We start from the raw sequence: 15763 nt of genomic DNA, 5'->3' as shown, positions 1-15763 counted from the left end.
CATACAGAGAGAAATACTGGAAAAGAGTGAAGAGAGTAAGGAAAAAGGGGGGAATTGGTTTTGAAGTCGAGAGTACTGCAGGAAAATATGATGGATGTAAACCGGCAGCTTCTGAAGATCAGCGGGGTCGGGATTACCCTTTTATACGGTTTGAGTTTTGTTCTTTTGTATTCCGGTTATCTTGATTTGCCTTTACAGAATCTTGTATGGGCGACGGCTTCATCCTACTTTTTTTATATGGTTGCCTGCCTCTTGTATATCGTTCCCCGCCTGCGCGCAGCCTTTCACTATATCTTTCCGCTCGAAATGTATTTCACCGTGGCCATCGGGATTTACTTCTACCAAGCTCCTGTATCCGCCTACGCCGTTTGGCTTTTGCCCATCATCTACGCGGGAATGTACGCTCATCGCCGGTCCATGCTCGTTACCACGCTTCTTGTACTGGTGACCGCACCGGTGGAAGCGGCACTCTCCAACGGCTCTCGCTGGAACGAACAGATTGCCGATATCGCGATCGCCAGTGTGGTTCTGCTCGTGGTGGCATTACGCATGATCTCACTGGTCAACCGCTCGCGGAGAATCATTTCCAAGACCGAGCGGGAAGTGGAGAAAAACCTGCAGCTGCAGCAGGAAAACGAAGACCTGATGAAGGAAGTGGCGGCCACTGCAAAGGAGATCGGACAAGTCGTGGAAAGGCTGACACAGATGGCGCAAGGGACTCGTGATGCCCTGGCCCAGATCTCCCGGGGAGGCGAAGAAATTACCGCCAGCAGTCACGATTCCAAGCAGGTCCTGCTGGGCAATCAAGCGATTGTGGAAGCGCAGGTGGAGCGTTCCGCACAGATCGGAGCGGCGACCAGGCAGGCGGTGGAATACGCCGAGGAGGTCCGCATGCAGGCCACGACCGGAGAGACAGTCGTCCGTCAGATCGCCGGTGTAATGGAGACGATCCACGGACAGGCGCGTGATACGGCTGAAAAGGTTGGCAAGCTGACCGAACGGACGCAAGAGATCACAGCCATCAACGCGTCGATCGCCGACATCGCCAAGAACGTAACGGTTGTTGCCATTAACGCCTCGATTGAAGCGGCCAGGGCAGGTGCCGCCGGCAGAACCTTTCAAATCGTCGCCGGTCAGGTACAAGGGCTGGCGAAGCAAACGGCGCAGGCCGTCGAATCGATCGGAGAGCTGGCACAGCGGATTCAGGATGACCTGGCCCTGATTAATCAAAACATGCAGGATAACGCTGCCGTCGTTCAAAATGGGGTTCACGTCTCCCGGGAGGCGCAGGAAAAGCTGCAGGGCATCAACCAGGCGGTACACCACATACACGGCCTGCTGCGTTTGATCGCATCCGATGCAGAACAGCAGCAGACGGCCGCGAATCAGATCGCAGGCGGCATTGCCCAACTGCGGCAAAAGGCGGAACAGAATGTCCTTCACATCGAAGCGGCCGCCGCGTCCACACAGGAGACGGCAGCCATCATGGACGAATACGTCCATTCTGCGGAACGATTGAGGGAACGGGCGCAAACCATGGCCGCGCTGATTGCAAAATACGGCTCCTTCGAGAGATGAACAGGCCTTCCCCTTCGCTTTTCATGCGATGGGGAAGGTTTTTCTGTGATATAATAAATCGCAATTTCAACAGGCTAAAACGCCTAGGAAACGTAAGGAGAAACGATGGAGCGAGACAAATTGCACAAGATTGTAGAAGCGGCCCGGCTTTATTACCAACTGGACTACAGCCAGCAGGAGATCGCCAAACGGCTTGGGGTTTCCCGTCCCACCGTCTCCCGATTGCTGCAGCAGGCAAAAGCGGACGGAATCGTCCAAATCACCATCATGGATCCGGCGGAAGACAATGAAGTGTTGGCTCTGGAGCTGGCGCGGATGTACGGGTTGAAGAAAGTGCTGGTGGTGTCGCTTCCTGAGTTTGATGATCAGGTAGTCAAGGAGCACCTGGGGAAAGCAGCCGCCCAGTACCTGAATGAGATCGTCAAGGACAATGACACGATCGGAATAACCTGGGGAACCACTCTGCACCATGTAGCAATGGAATTGAAGCCCAAACAGGTAAAGGATGTACGGGTAGTCCAACTGAAGGGCTGCGTTAGCCTGTCGGAGACGAACACGTACGCGTCAGAAATTCTGCACCTGTTCGGAAAAGCGTATGACACGCTGCCGCATCACCTGCCGATTCCGGCCATTGTCGATCATCCGGCGGTGAAACAGGCGATCGAAGCGGATCGTCACATTCGCAGGGTGCTGGATCTGGGCAAACAGGCCAACATCGCCCTGTTCACGGTGGGCAGCCTGGTCTCCGAGTCCCTGCTGTTCCGACTGGGATATTTTTCGGAAGAAGAACGGCAGGCCATCCACGCACATGCGGTGGGAGATATCAGTTCCCGCTTCTTTGACAAGGACGGGAACATCTGCATTGACAGCGTCAACGAGCGAACCATCGGGATTGAGCTGAACGATTTGAAGCGAAAGGAGTATTCCATTCTCATCGCCGGCGGGCCGAAAAAAGTGGCGCCCATCCATGCAGCGCTGACGGCCAGGTATGCGAATGTCTTTATTACCGATCAATTTACGGCTAAAGAGCTGCTGAACAAGGAAGACGTCTGATGCAAGGTGCTATCCCATTGAACATTTGATCAATTCTTAATTTACATTTGTTCAGTCGTCTGCTATGATGAATGGGCAAAATGTGAATGAGGGGGAGCCATCTGTGGCAAAAAACATTGCCAATATTCCGACGCTAAACCTGGATTTGTTCATCAATGGAACACCTGAACAACGCGAACAGTTCGTAAAAGACTTTGGTGAAGGCTTAAAACAAATCGGATTCATCAAAATTGAGGGACACGGAATTGACGCCTCTTTGATTCGCAAAACGTACGACAACTTTGAACAGTTTTTCAATCTTCCTCTGGAAGTGAAAGAGAAGTATGTGGTCGGCGTGGGCGGCCAGCGCGGTTATACCGGCTTTGGCAAGGAGCATGCAAAAAACCGTACAGCAGGAGACCTGAAAGAATTCTGGCACGTGGGACAAGAGCTGCCGGAGGGCCATCCGTATGAAAACGAATACCCGAAGAACGTATGGGCGGACGAAATTGAAGGCATGAAGGAAACCACCATGCAGCTGTACAAGGCGCTGGAGAACTGCGCTCGGCAAATGCTGACCGCGCTTGCTCTGTACTTCAAGCTGGAGCCGGATTACTTCTCCCGTATGATCAAGGACGGCAACAGCGTATTGCGTGCGCTCCACTACCCGCCGCTTGAACCGCACATGGACCCGAATGCCGTACGCGCTGCGGAACACGAGGATATCAATCTGATTACCCTGCTGTGCGAGGCCACCCAGTCCGGTCTGGAAATTCTTACACACGACGGCGAATGGGTAGGGGTTGAGGCACTGGAAGGCCAGATCGTTGTAGATGCCGGCGACATGCTGTCCCGTGCGACCAATGGCGTCATCCCGGCGACCACTCACCGCGTGGTGAATCCGGAAGGGGAAGCGGCAAAAGTATCCCGCTACTCGCTGCCGTTTTTCGTTCATCCGTACCCTTCCTGCCTGTTGAAAATGGTTCCGGGCTGCGTGACGGAAGACAATCCGCAAAAGGCTCCGGAAATCACTGCAGGTGAGTTCCTCAACCAGCGTCTGCGCGAAATCGGTTTACTGAAATAACGATTGTCGCTGTACATAAAAAAACACCAATCGATTGTGATTGGTGTTTTTAGTCATCTTTTCATTACGCAGTGGGGACTGCAGCCTGGTGCAGCTGCAGCCAGCGCACGTGGTACTCAAAGAGAAACTCAAATGACTCCAGATGGCGCTTTGCCTCAAAATCGTTTGCCCCCCAGGCGTAGATGCCGTGGTTGCGGATCAGCACGCCGGGAATCTCCGGCGTAATGACTTTTTCAATGGCTTTGGCGAGCTTGGGTATATCGGCGAAATTCTCGACAATCGGAACGGCAATCCGGGCATTTTCTTCCCAGATCCCCAGTCCCTTGATCAGCTCCTGCCCTTGGATGGAAAAGGCCCGCTGGCCAAAGTACAGCTCGGAGATGAGGTTGTTCCACACCGTGTGTACGTGGAAGCAGGCACCCGCTTGCGGGAACTTTTTGTACACGACGGCGTGAATCAGTGTCTCTGCCGACGGCTTCAGGGAGGTCGCCTCTACCGGGCGCGCATCGCCATCGACCACCAGATAATCTTCGGGAGAGAGCTTGGTTTTGTCTTTGCCGCTGGCCGTGACGGCAAATTGCAGCGGCTGGTCCGTCAGCTTGATGGACAGATTGCCGCTCGTACCGGGGAACCAGTCGCGGCGAGCAAAGGTAAGCTTTGCGTCATCCAGTCGGCGGAAGGCGTCCAGTCGTTGTTCCAGGGTTGTGGTCATACAGTCTCCACCTCCAGTTCGGCATGCAAGGTTTGCAGAATTTCGACGACATCGTAAAAGGTAGTGAACGAGCGGTGCGGCAGGTTCAATTCCTCGCACTTCTGCGTCAGCAGGGAGCGTGAGATCACAAAGTCGGAAATTTTTGCACCGGCCAGGTCGGTAATCGAATCGCCAATCACGACGCGGAAGTGCTTCTTTGGATCATAGCGTCGGATAATGGACGTTTTGCACATGCCGCAGTCGTTTGTGCAGTGCTCGTCACAGCTGTGCGGCCAGGTAATGGCGATGTGATCACCGCTGAAGTCGCTGCCGTTACAGTAAATCGGCACATCCAGTTTAAACGGAGCGAGGATCGGGCCGACAAAAAAGTCGATGCCGCCGCTGGTAATCAGCAGTTCGATATCCTGCTCCTTGCAGAAGCGGACAAATTCGGCAAAGCCGGGTCGGATGGTCGCTTCCTTGACGATAAAGTCGGTAATTTCTGCTCGCTGCGAGGAGGGCAGCAGGGTAAACAGCTTGCCGACACCTTCGCGTATGCTTATTTGCTGCGTCAAAATTTGCTGGGTCAACGCTTCCCACTGAGGGGGAGCGAACTGTCTCATAATCGCAACAATGTTGTCCTTTTCTGTGATGGTTCCGTCGAAGTCGCAGAACAGCACCAGTTTCTTGCTCATTTGCTTCCCCCCCATTTCTTGAGGGCGACAGCCAGCGCTTCCGATTCTGCCGCCGCTTGTTCCAGCGTGCGTCCCGCCACAACCGCGTCGATGGCTGCCGCAAACGCCTTCGCACCCGCTGTCGCACCGCCTGGATGTCCGTGGATGCCGCCGCCGGCATTGACCACCTGATCGATGCCGAAGTCGGCATAGAGCTGCGGCACCAGACCAGGGTGGATGCCTGCAGACGGCACCGGGAACGAACGGCGCAGAGACTCCTGCGGTTCAGTCAAATGGGCGGCCAGCTGCAGCGCTTCTCCTTTGTCGAGGGCAACATTTCCGTACGGTGAAGGGAAAAGCACCAGGTCCGCCCCTGCGATACGCATCAGCTTGCCCAGCAGCAGGGGAGTGGCGATGCCGTAGTCAGGCGAGGGATACAGGGCCCCGGCGAGCGCCGGATGGGCCATAATCGGCACGTGTACGTCCGGATCGGCGGCCAGGCGGTGCAGGACGTCAAAGCCGTACGCCAGCACATTGAACAGCAGGCAGTGGGCTCCCGCCTCTGCCGCGCGTTTTGCCCGATCCAGCAGTTCGTGTGTCGGTCCGGTCAGGTTGGCCGCGTAGAGAACCGGTTTTCCCGTCTCCTGCTCCGCTTCAGCGGCGATCTTCCCGAACGCTTTAATCCGCTCCAGGAACGGAGCGCGGTCGTCTGCAAAGAAAATTTCGTCATCTTTCACCAGGTCAACCCCGCCGAGAGCCTGAGCGCGAAACTGTGTCTTCAGGTCCTCAAACGGCAGTCCCAGACATGATTTGAAAATACTCATCAACAAGGGGCGACGATAGGCACCGAGGCGGTCGCGCAGACCGTCGATCCCGAATTTGGGCCCGGGAAAGGCGGCTAGAAACGCTTCAGGAAATTGTATGTCAACCAGCTTGATTTTGCCGTCCATGGACAGTTTGCCGAAGATCCCGGTCAAAAGGGAGGGAATGTCGGCGGTAAAGTTGCGGATCGGGTAGCTGACGGTGACGGTGCCGCGCGTCACGCCGTTTTCCAATGTCTCAAGCGGTTGGACGCCCGCCGCTTCCCCCAGATACGGGCGAAGCTCTGCCTGCTTGGCTGCCGGCAGATCGGTCCAGGAACCGACTGTCATACCCACGGCGATCGCTTCCGCCTTCTTTTGCAGGTCTTTCGCTTGGGTCAAATAGGTTACGAGGATACGCTGCTCGCTCATTTTTCAGGAAAGCCTCCTTTTTACCAGCATAGAAAACTTGGCTGGCGCCAAGCTTATGCGCAGGCGACTGCCTAGTTGCACTTGTGTAATTAAGAATTTATTACGATTCTTATTTACCAAAAAAGCCTCCCTGCGAGAGGGAGGCGCTTTCGTTGCATATCAAACGTTACGTCTCCTCTCATCTCTCGGTAAGGTAGTCAAAATAGTCCGGAAAACATTACCTATTTTGACCCTTATTTCCGCAGGATTTAGCACCGTTTCGCGTACCTGTCAGGCAAGCGCCGGTTGCCGGGCATCATAGGGCCAGTCCCTCAGCCATCTCACGATAAGAGTCTTTGTATTTCCACGCTATGTGATTGCCTGTCTATGGTTGAAGAAGCATGAGTTACCCTCATGATATGACGATCACGACCAGGAGTCAACCCTCGTTTTCCGGTCGAAGATTGCGATCAAAAAGGATATTGACACTGGAAAAAACGGCGTGTATGATTCTAGCTAAGTCAAATTGAATAGCGATTGGATTACCTTATCCAGAGACGGTGGAGGGACTGGCCCGATGAAACCCGGCAACCGACACGCCGCTTTTTCCCATAGCGAAAAAGAGGATGTGCACGGTGCTAATTCCTGCAGAAACAAATGATTCTGGAAGATAAGGGGGAGCTATACGCGCTGCGACTGCAACGACCTCTTTTCTTCGGAAAGAGGTCTTTTTTCGTATTCTGAACATTCTCGTGAGAGGGGATCGAAATACATGGCTTATCGCGCATTAACGGAACAGGAAGCAGTGGAGTATGTCAAATCATTGCCGGGTCTGTTTTCAGAAGGAGCTCAGTTGACCAGCCGGGAGATTGGGGACGGCAACCTGAACCTGGTCTTTCACATCAAGGAAGAGGCGACCGGGAAAAGCGTCATCGTCAAGCAGGCGCTGCCGTACGCGCGTGTCGTCGGCGAATCGTGGCCGCTGACAGTGGACCGCGCGCGGATTGAGAGCGAGGCGCTGCGGATTCAGTACAAATACGTGCCGGATCTGGTGCCGAAAGTGTATCACTTCAATCAGGAACTGGCCTTGACGGTCATGGAAGACTTGAGCGATCACACCATTATGCGCAAAGGGCTAATCGAAGGAAGGCGCTATCCGCAGTTCGCCAAGCACATCGGCCGTTTCCTGGCACAGACGTTGTTCCATACGTCCGATCTGGGGGCGCATCCCTATGACAAAAAAGCCCTGGTCGGAACATTCATAAATCCGGAATTATGCAAAATTACCGAAGATCTCGTGTTTACAGACCCTTATGAAAACGCGCCGACCAACAATTTCAACCCGCTGATTCGCGAAGACGTGGAGGCCATCTGGAAAAACGCGCCGCTCAAGCGGGAAATCGCCAAACTGAAATACGATTTTCTCACTCGCGCGGAAGCCCTGCTGCACGGCGATTTGCACACGGGCAGCATCTTTGTGACCGAGTCCAGCACGAAAGTGATTGATCCGGAATTTGCGTACTATGGACCGATCGGGTTTGACATCGGAGCGGTCATTGCCAATCTGCTGCTTAACTATGCCGGCCAGCACGGATTGCAGGCTGACACAGGAAAACGGGAAGCGTATCGCGAATACCTGTTGGAAACCGTGGAAAACGTCTGGAACGAGTTTGTCTCCCAGTTTGTCCAACTCTGGCACAAGCAGGCGAAAGAGCGCAGCGCCCACGTGGAAGGCTTCTGGCAGGAGTACGTCCAGCGCCTCATCCAGGACGCGGCAGGCTTTGCCGGCTGCAAAATAATGCGCCGCGTAATCGGATTGGCCGGCGTCGCCGATCTCAACACAATCGCGGATGAACAGGTACGCGCCGAAGCGGAACGTCTGGCGCTGGCGATCGGGCAGGCGCTTGTGCTGGAACGCGGTAAAATCGAACAGGCGACAGATATCACCGACGTTGTACGCACGGCAGCAGCACGATACAATCAGGAGGCGGCAGTATGACGACCAGCACGCAGTTCGCGCCGGTCAAGTGGGACGGAGACATCCTCCGCCTGCTGGACCAGACGCGGTTACCAGTTGAAACGATTTATCTTCCCTTGACCAAAGCCGAAGAGGTGTGGGCGGCCATCCGCCATCTGCAGGTACGCGGCGCTCCCGCCATCGGCATGGCAGCAGCCTACGGGGTGTACCTGGGGGTTCGGGAAAGCAAGGCGGAAACACACGAGGATTTTTGGGTGGAACTCAATAGACAGGCCGATTATCTGGCAACCTCCCGTCCCACAGCCGTCAACCTGTTTTGGGCACTGGACCGGATCAAGGCGAGAGTGCAGCGTGAGGGAGCCAAACCGGTGGCGGAACTGAAGGCAGCGGTTCTTGACGAAGCGCTGGCCATTCAGCGGGAGGACGAAGCCGTATGCCGCCAAATCGGGGAAAATCTGCTGACCCTGCTGCAGGACGGAATGGGCATCCTCACTCACTGCAATCCGGGTGCACTGGCAACGGCGGCGTACGGAACGGCTACGGCGCCGCTCTATCTGGCCAAAGAACGCGGCTGGAACCTCAAGGTATACGCAGACGAGACCCGTCCGGTGCTGCAGGGAGCGCGTCTGACCGCGTACGAGCTGCAACAGGCAGGCATTGACGTTACCCTGATCTGCGACAACATGGCGGCCATGGTAATGGCGCAGGGAAAAGTGCAAGCGGTCATCGTCGGTACCGACCGCGTGGCGGCAAACGGTGATGTGGCGAACAAAATCGGCACGTATGGCGTAGCCGTTTTGGCTCATGCTCACAACATCCCGTTTTACGTGGCGGCGCCGCTTTCCTCCATTGACCTGGAGACGCCGACCGGTGCAGAAATCCCCATTGAGGAGCGGCCGGCGGAAGAAATTACGCATGGTCTGGGAAAACAGGTGGCACCGGACAACATCAAGGTGTACAATCCCGCTTTTGATGTAACTCCGGCGCGCTACATTACGGCGATCGTCACGGAAAACGGCATCTACAAACCGGAAGAGATCAGGAAAAGCAAACAGTAAGGATACGGAAATCAGGCGTCCACATTTGGAAAAAATGATGGGCGCTGTTTCATCTTCGGGAAGAAAGGGGAGCTGGCATGAAGCGAATGGAATTGTCACAAGATGCCCATTTGAAGCAGCTGGAGATGGCCGATGCGGAGGAGATGTTCCGGCTGACCGAGGAAAACCGCGGCTATTTGCGTCAGTGGCTGCCCTGGCTGGACGCGGTCAAACGGGTGGAAGCCACGGAGAATTTCATCGCCATGACCATCCGGCAGGATGACCAGCGGCAGGGCAAGCATTACGGTATCTGGTACCGCGGCAGGCTGGCGGGTACGCTGGGCGTCCACAACATCGACTGGAACAATCGGAAGACGTCCATTGGATACTGGCTGGCCGCCGGGTATCAAGGGAAGGGTCTGATGACGGAGGCAGTGGCTGCTTATATCGATCAATTGATTTTTGGGGATTGGAACCTGAACAAGGTGACCATCGCAGCGGCTGTGGGCAACGTAAAAAGCCGTGCGATTCCCGAGCGGCTGAGCTTTCAGCTGGAGGGGATCATCCGGAGCAACGAATGGCTGTACGACCACTTCGTCGACCACGCGGTATACGGATTGCTGAAAGCGGAATGGGACGTAAAATCCGGCTTGCTAATAGAAAAGTCTTGATTGACAAGAAAAATTAGGTAACCTACGATGGAAATAAGTGTGAAAAGGGCTGCGTAATGGCGCATCCCTTTCTTTTTTCGGAACGATAACAGGGTCCCGTCCGGCACGAGCTAACGCTGCGCCGGGCGGGTAAATGGAGAGGTGATCCGGATTGCAGACTCTACTGCAGTTATCCTGGTTTTTTCGAACCTATTGGAAGCGATACGTCCTGGGCATTCTTTTTTTATTTGTGATTGACGTATTGATGCTGTGGCCGCCGCGACTGATCGGCGAAACGGTGGATCAGATCCGGAATGCGTCTTTGACGCCACGGAACCTGGCGACCACCGTTGCCGTTTTGCTTGGGCTCGGCATTCTGTTGTACGGCATGCGCTTCCTGTGGCGCTACCTGTTGTTCGGCGGCTCGCTGATTCTGGAGCGTACACTGCGCGACCGCCTTTTTGCTCATCTGACGCGGATGACTCCATCGTTTTTCCACCGCCGGCGCACCGGCGACCTGATGGCGGTCGCCACCAACGACATACCGGCTATCGAACAGACGGCGAGTGTCGGGGTGCTGACGCTGGTTGATTCCCTGTTTATGACGGTCCTTACTCTGGCGACCATGCTGATTTCGATTGACTGGAAGCTGACCCTGGCGGCGTTGATTCCCATGCCGTTTCTTGCCTGGGCGACAGCCTACTACGGTCGGCTCCTGCACGAGCGCTTTTACCTGGCGCAGGAAGCGTTTGGCGAAATGAACGATCACGTGCAGCAGTCCATTTCCGGTGTGCGGGTGCTGCGCGCTTTTGTTCAGGAGGATCGCGACGTGGAAGCATTCCGCAGCGTGAGTGAGAAAACGCTGGAGCGAAATGTCAGTGTAGCCCGGATTGACGCGCTGTTTGAACCAACCATCTCGATCATCATCGGCTTCAGCTTTCTAATCGGGCTGGGCTACGGCACTTATCTGGTGTTTCACAGTGAGATTTCGCTGGGCGACCTGGTCGCTTTCAACCTTTATCTGGGACTGTTAATCTGGCCGATGTTTGCTTTCGGCTGGCTGATGAACATTCTGCAGCGAGGCAGCGCCTCAAACAAACGCCTGCAGGAGCTTTTGTCTGAAGAGCCGGATGTGCGGGAAGCGGCTCAGCCCGTTGCCAGTCTGGCATCCAGCACGATTGAGGCGCGTTCTTTTACGTTTGCCTATCCGGGAACGGAGAAACCGGCACTGGAGGATATCTCCTTTTCCTTGCAGGAGGGAGAGACGTTAGGGATCGTCGGCCGCACGGGTAGCGGGAAAACGACACTGTGCCGCGCGCTGCTTCACCAGTACCCGGTAAAACCGGACACACTCTTCCTCGCTGGGGTTCCGATTGAAGACGTCTCGCTTTCGGCTCTGCGGGAAAAAATAGCCTACGTTCCGCAGGAGCACCTGCTTTTTTCCCGTACCATTCAGGCCAACGTTGCGTTCGGAAAGCCTGACGCTTCCCGGGAAGACGTGCTGCACGTGCTGAAGCAGGCGGAGATGGCACGGGATTTGTCGCAATTCCCTGAGGGTTTGGACACGTTGATCGGGGAGAAGGGCGTCATGCTGTCCGGTGGGCAAAAACAGCGGATCTCCATTTCGCGGGCGCTTCTGCCGGACGCCGATATCCTGGTTCTCGACGACAGTTTGTCTGCGGTCGACGCAAGAACTGAGGAGAGAATCCTGCACCATCTGCGGGAAGAACGGGCTGGAAAAACCACGATCATTACGGCTCATCGACTCTCTGCCGTCCAGCATGCCCACTTGATTCTGGTTTTGGATGAAGGACGGATTGTGGAGCGGGGAACCCATGAAGAGCTGATGGCGTTGAACGGCTGGTATGCGGAGCAGTACAGACGTCAACAGATGGAAAAAATCGTCGCCGGCGAGGCATAGAGAGGAGTTTTGAAAACGATGAACGGGCAAAGCGTGTGGAGCCGTTTGGCAGGCTACGCCAAGCCGTTTCGCAAGCGGATTTGGTTGGCGCTGCTGCTGTTGATCCTCGGTGCCGGCGCCGAACTTGCCGGACCCTTTGTGGCAAAAGTGATCATCGACGATCACATCCTTGCCATTCAAAAGAAGTGGTATCAGTTTGAACAGGAACCGACGGATCAGGAAGCGCAGGCCGTTGGGGTAGCCATTGAAGGGCGTTATTACGTACGGGAAGATTGGCTGCCGAGCCTGTCGCCGGCGGAGGACGTCAGCAGTGCGAAACAGGTAGCCATCTTGACCGAAGGCACGAGCTACTATCTGTTGGACAGGATGTTTGAAATCGAAGGAAAACCGCACTTTGTCCACGCAGGCAAGACGCCGGAAGGACGGGACCTATTTCACGTCGAGATGATTGATTTTGATGTGAAACAGCAGGCGACGGCGATCCTGCTTACAGCAGAGGATGTGAAAGCCATTTACAGCCGCGATGTCGCACCGATCCTGCTGTTGACAGCGGGCTATGCGGTACTGATCCTGGTGTCGGCAGGGCTCAATTACCTGCAGCTCATCTCGCTGCAGGTGACTGCGCAGCGCATTATCCAGCGCATGCGGATGAAGCTGTTTTCCCATCTGCAAAAGCTGCCGATCGCTTACTTCGACAAGACCCCTGTGGGGCAGCTGGTCTCCCGGGTGACGAATGACACCGAGGCGATTCGTGAGCTCTATGTCAGCGTCCTGGCTACGTTTGTCCAGAATGGCGTCTATCTGTTCGGCATTTTGATCGCCCTGTTCATTTTGCAGCCGCAGTTGGCTGTTTTCTGCTGTTTGACGGTGCCGTTGATTGCCGCCCTGGTAGTGACGTACCGCAAGTACAGTTCGCGTTACTATGCGGTTATTCGCAGCCGTCTCAGCGATATGAACGCCATGATCAACGAGATGATTCAGAACATGACGGTGGTTCAGGCGTTTCGGCGGGAAGCAGGCGTCCAACGCGAGTTTGCCGAGGTCAACGAGGAGTACTTCAAGATGCGCTTGAAGGAGAACAACCTGGAGTCACTGCTGCTGCGTCCGGCAGTCGACCTGATCTGGAAAATATCCCTGACGATTATCGTCTGGTACTTTGGCTCCAGCTCGTTTCACAGCGTGATTTCATTCGGTGCGCTGTTTGCCTTTGTCGACTACATGGGCCGCTTTTTCGAACCGATCAACATGATCATGAACCGCCTTTCCCAACTGCAGCAGGCAGTCACATCCGCCAAGCGCGTGTTTGATGTACTGGATACAGAGGCGGACGGCCAGGCAGCCGAGGGCGGCCTCAGCATGACCCGTCCGCAGGGAAAAGTGGTTTTTGACGACGTCTCGTTTGCCTATCAAGGTGACCAGTATGTGCTGAAAAACGTCTCATTTGCCGCTGAACCGGGGCAGACGATCGCGCTGGTCGGCCACACCGGCTCAGGCAAAAGCTCGTTGATGAACCTGCTGCTTGGTTTTTATCCGGTGACCAAAGGGCGCATCACCATCGACGGCGTCGATTTGAAGGAAATTCACCCCCAATCGCTTCGACAGCACATCGGATTGGTGCTGCAGGATCCGTTCCTGTTTACCGGCAACGTCGGCTTCAACATTCGGTTGTACAATGACTCGATTTCCGACGCGGGAGTGCGCGAGGCGGCGCAGGCGGTCAAAGCGCACGATTTCATCAGTCAACTGCCGAATCAATATGACGAGCCGGTCATGGAACGGGGGGCGACGCTTTCTGCCGGACAGCGCCAGCTGATCTCGTTTGCCCGCGCGCTGGCCTCCGATCCGGCCATTCTCATTCTTGACGAGGCGACGGCCAGCATCGACAGCGAGACCGAGTCTGCCATCCAGGAAGCCTTGCACGTTCTTTCCAGCGGCCGCACGACGTTCATTATCGCGCACCGGCTCTCCACCATCCAGCACGCTGATCTGATTCTCGTACTGTCCCGCGGCGAGATCGTGGAGCGGGGGACACATGAAGAGTTGATGAGTCAAAATGGATTGTATCAAAAAATGTACCAGCTACAGCAGGGGCAAATTTCTGCTAGAGTAGGAATAGAACGATTGATTTGACATTGCGAGAGGGTTCTAGACAGAGAGAGCAACACTGGGAGAGGAGTTCAGCCATGCCTTCTTCACGCTTTACCTTCTGGGTGCTGATTCTTGTCGTGGCAATTGCCGGCGTCAGTCAGGGATTGACGATCCCGCTGCTGGCCGTTCTGCTGGAAGAGCAGGGCGTATCGACTGTTGTCAACGGCTTGAACGCCGCCGCGCTTTACATCGGCATTCTGATCATCTCGCCGTTTCTGGAGATTCCCCTCCGGCGTATCGGCTATCGATCCACCATTCTGTGGGGGTTGGCGATGGTAACGCTGACCATTGCCCTCCTTCCGCTTATCTCCGACTTGACGGTCTGGTTTTTGCTGCGGATGCTGATGGGGATCGGAGACTCGTGCCTGCATTATTCCAGCCAGATGTGGGTGACCAACATCGCGGCACCAAAACATCGCGGACGGGATTTGTCCCTGTATGGCCTGGCGTACGGGCTTGGCTTCAGCATCGGGCCGTTGGGGCTGAACCTGCTGCCGTACGGAACGTGGGTGCCGTTTGCGGCTGTGGGCATCATTTGTCTCGTGGCGTTTGGGTTGTTGAGCCGCATCCGCAATGCCTACCCCGATCCCGTAGAGTCAATGGGCAGACAGGAAAACCGCTACGCCGCTGTCTTTCGTCTGGGCTGGCTGGCGTTGATTCCGTCCTTTTTATTTGGGTTTATGGAGGCGTCGTTAAACGGCAGTTTTCCCGTCTATGCCCTGCGCGTCGGTGTTTCCGTGGAGTGGGTGTCGCTTGTTTTGCCGTCGTTTGTCATCGGCAGCATCCTGCTGCAGATGCCGCTCGGGGCGTTAAGCGACCGGGTTGGACGCAAACGGGTCATGTTCGTATGCGCCTTGGCCGGGGCTGCGGCCTTCTGCCTGTTCCCGTTGGCGGGCGCCAACGTCTGGCTGATGATGCTGCTGCTTGCCGTGGCCGGGGCAGCGGTTGGTTCGTTTTACTCGCTCGGGCTGGCTTATGCGGCAGACATCCTGCCGGCGGCAATGGTGCCCACTGCCGGCATCATCGCGGGGATGAACTTCAGCGTGGCCAGCATCATCGCTCCTAACGTAAACGGATTCCTGATGGATTACTTTCAGCCGTGGATGATGTTTACGGTGATGGCGCTGCTGCTTGTGGGATTTGCTGTCTCCTGCCAGTTCTTCCGCCGCAGGGGGGCAGGGGAGGGGAAAACGGAGACCGTGGTGGCATAAAACCTGCGCAGCAAGGAAACAGTATGAGGGAGAACCTCCTCTTGGAAAGGTGGTAATCCAGCATGCTTACACCCTGTATCTACAAGCGGGGGATCATCTGGCTGCTGTTTTTCGTCCTCAGCTTTCTAATCGTTCCCTTTTTCACTGAGGAAGGGCCCGCCCCGCAAAGCCCGGCGACGAACAATGTAAGCAGCAAGTAAAAGACTCGTCATCTTGACGAGTTTTTTTAATCGTGTAGGAAAGTTTAAGGGCTTCACCGTGTGAAAGCGCCCTGAAATAAACTTTCCGGAACGCATAAAAAGTTTCCTCTAACGAAGAACCAGCTTCTTCGAGAGGGCTTCAATCGAAGCTTTTTTTATCGTGTAGGAAAGTTTAAGGGCTTCACCGTGTGAAAGCGTCCTGAAATAAACTTTCCGGAACGCATAAAAAGTTTCCTCTAACGAAGAACCAGCTTCTTCGAGAGGGCTTCAATCGAAGCTTTTTTTATGAAATGATTTCCCAATCCTTACGTAGGATGTAACAGGACAATACGAATGAAAGGGGGAGGT

The 15763-nt window shown here is 55.2% G+C and carries 13 protein-coding genes and 2 riboswitches; of the genes, 10 read left to right on the top strand and 3 right to left on the bottom strand.

Translation table 11 applies throughout. The annotated features are described in order from the left end of the window. Window positions 1-60 precede the first annotated feature (60 nt). The 3 genes from ACE99V_RS07635 to ACE99V_RS07625 all read left to right on the top strand — a co-directional run bounded on the left by ACE99V_RS07635 (window position 61) and on the right by ACE99V_RS07625 (window position 3694). Window positions 61-1578: a methyl-accepting chemotaxis protein gene (locus ACE99V_RS07635; protein WP_400490470.1), complete on the top strand. Its 1518-nt coding sequence runs from the start codon at window positions 61-63 to the stop codon at window positions 1576-1578. Between the two features lie 105 nt (window positions 1579-1683). After that, window positions 1684-2631, top strand: a complete 948-nt coding sequence (gene deoR / locus ACE99V_RS07630) for a DNA-binding transcriptional repressor DeoR (protein WP_400490469.1) — start codon at window positions 1684-1686, stop codon at window positions 2629-2631. 103 nt (window positions 2632-2734) lie between these two features. Further along, window positions 2735-3694 carry an isopenicillin N synthase family dioxygenase gene (locus ACE99V_RS07625; protein WP_400490468.1) on the top strand — a complete coding sequence of 320 codons (960 nt, stop codon included), beginning with the start codon at window positions 2735-2737 and terminating at the stop codon, window positions 3692-3694. Window positions 3695-3758: 64 nt separating this feature from the next. Here ACE99V_RS07625 and ACE99V_RS07620 read toward each other — a convergent pair whose 3' ends face one another. Genes ACE99V_RS07620 through ACE99V_RS07610 form a run of 3 tightly spaced genes read right to left on the bottom strand, consistent with a single transcriptional unit; the run spans window position 3759 to window position 6291 of the window. Then, a complete protein-coding gene (locus ACE99V_RS07620) occupies window positions 3759-4406 on the bottom strand; it encodes a methylthioribulose 1-phosphate dehydratase (protein WP_400490467.1) in 648 nt (215 codons plus the stop codon). After that, window positions 4403-5080: a 2-hydroxy-3-keto-5-methylthiopentenyl-1-phosphate phosphatase gene (locus ACE99V_RS07615; RefSeq protein WP_400490466.1), complete on the bottom strand. Its 678-nt coding sequence runs from the start codon at window positions 5078-5080 to the stop codon at window positions 4403-4405. Before ACE99V_RS07615 ends, ACE99V_RS07620 begins: the two co-directional genes overlap by 4 nt. Then, the gene (locus ACE99V_RS07610) at window positions 5077-6291 is read right to left on the bottom strand and encodes a 2,3-diketo-5-methylthiopentyl-1-phosphate enolase (protein WP_400490465.1); all 1215 of its coding nucleotides are present in this window, start codon (window positions 6289-6291) and stop codon (window positions 5077-5079) included. Before ACE99V_RS07610 ends, ACE99V_RS07615 begins: the two co-directional genes overlap by 4 nt. 230 nt (window positions 6292-6521) lie before the next feature. Further along, window positions 6522-6623, bottom strand: a riboswitch (SAM riboswitch). 191 nt (window positions 6624-6814) lie between these two features. Continuing rightward, window positions 6815-6947, top strand: a riboswitch (SAM riboswitch). A gap of 95 nt (window positions 6948-7042) precedes the next feature. Here ACE99V_RS07610 and mtnK point away from each other — a divergent pair. From mtnK to ACE99V_RS07575, 7 genes are all read left to right on the top strand, one after another. Further along, the gene (gene mtnK, locus ACE99V_RS07605) at window positions 7043-8269 is read left to right on the top strand and encodes an S-methyl-5-thioribose kinase (protein ID WP_400490464.1); all 1227 of its coding nucleotides are present in this window, start codon (window positions 7043-7045) and stop codon (window positions 8267-8269) included. Further along, window positions 8266-9306, top strand: a complete 1041-nt coding sequence (gene mtnA / locus ACE99V_RS07600; protein ID WP_400490463.1) for an S-methyl-5-thioribose-1-phosphate isomerase — start codon at window positions 8266-8268, stop codon at window positions 9304-9306. Before mtnK ends, mtnA begins: the two co-directional genes overlap by 4 nt. Before the next feature lie 77 nt (window positions 9307-9383). Continuing rightward, window positions 9384-9956, top strand: coding sequence for a GNAT family N-acetyltransferase (locus tag ACE99V_RS07595; protein WP_400490462.1), 573 nt, complete (start codon window positions 9384-9386; stop codon window positions 9954-9956). A gap of 151 nt (window positions 9957-10107) precedes the next feature. Next, window positions 10108-11856: an ABC transporter ATP-binding protein gene (locus tag ACE99V_RS07590; RefSeq protein ID WP_400490461.1), complete on the top strand. Its 1749-nt coding sequence runs from the start codon at window positions 10108-10110 to the stop codon at window positions 11854-11856. A gap of 18 nt (window positions 11857-11874) precedes the next feature. Further along, window positions 11875-13986, top strand: a complete 2112-nt coding sequence (locus ACE99V_RS07585; RefSeq protein WP_400490460.1) for an ABC transporter ATP-binding protein — start codon at window positions 11875-11877, stop codon at window positions 13984-13986. Window positions 13987-14039: 53 nt separating this feature from the next. Further along, window positions 14040-15215, top strand: a complete 1176-nt coding sequence (locus ACE99V_RS07580) for an MFS transporter (protein WP_400490459.1) — start codon at window positions 14040-14042, stop codon at window positions 15213-15215. A gap of 62 nt (window positions 15216-15277) precedes the next feature. Then, window positions 15278-15415, top strand: coding sequence for a hypothetical protein (locus tag ACE99V_RS07575; RefSeq protein WP_400490458.1), 138 nt, complete (start codon window positions 15278-15280; stop codon window positions 15413-15415). Window positions 15416-15763 lie beyond the last annotated feature (348 nt).

Source organism: Brevibacillus soli (assembly GCF_044759095.2).
In the GTDB taxonomy this organism is placed as follows: domain Bacteria; phylum Bacillota; class Bacilli; order Brevibacillales; family Brevibacillaceae; genus JBIYSM02.
Note: the sequence above shows the minus strand (reverse complement) of the source record. Positions and strands in the feature narration are given on the sequence as shown.

Excerpts from the sequence above, each read along its gene's own strand:
- ACE99V_RS07610 (WP_400490465.1), bottom strand. The coding sequence starts at position 6,291 with ATGAGCGAGCAGCGTATCCTCGTAACCTATTTGACCCAAGCGAAAGAC.
- ACE99V_RS07585 (WP_400490460.1), top strand. The coding sequence starts at position 11,875 with ATGAACGGGCAAAGCGTGTGGAGCCGTTTGGCAGGCTACGCCAAGCCG.
- mtnA (WP_400490463.1), top strand. The coding sequence starts at position 8,266 with ATGACGACCAGCACGCAGTTCGCGCCGGTCAAGTGGGACGGAGACATC.
- ACE99V_RS07620 (WP_400490467.1), bottom strand. The coding sequence starts at position 4,406 with ATGACCACAACCCTGGAACAACGACTGGACGCCTTCCGCCGACTGGAT.
- ACE99V_RS07580 (WP_400490459.1), top strand. The coding sequence starts at position 14,040 with ATGCCTTCTTCACGCTTTACCTTCTGGGTGCTGATTCTTGTCGTGGCA.
- deoR (WP_400490469.1), top strand. The coding sequence starts at position 1,684 with ATGGAGCGAGACAAATTGCACAAGATTGTAGAAGCGGCCCGGCTTTAT.
- ACE99V_RS07575 (WP_400490458.1), top strand. The coding sequence starts at position 15,278 with ATGCTTACACCCTGTATCTACAAGCGGGGGATCATCTGGCTGCTGTTT.
- ACE99V_RS07615 (WP_400490466.1), bottom strand. The coding sequence starts at position 5,080 with ATGAGCAAGAAACTGGTGCTGTTCTGCGACTTCGACGGAACCATCACA.
- ACE99V_RS07595 (WP_400490462.1), top strand. The coding sequence starts at position 9,384 with ATGAAGCGAATGGAATTGTCACAAGATGCCCATTTGAAGCAGCTGGAG.
- mtnK (WP_400490464.1), top strand. The coding sequence starts at position 7,043 with ATGGCTTATCGCGCATTAACGGAACAGGAAGCAGTGGAGTATGTCAAA.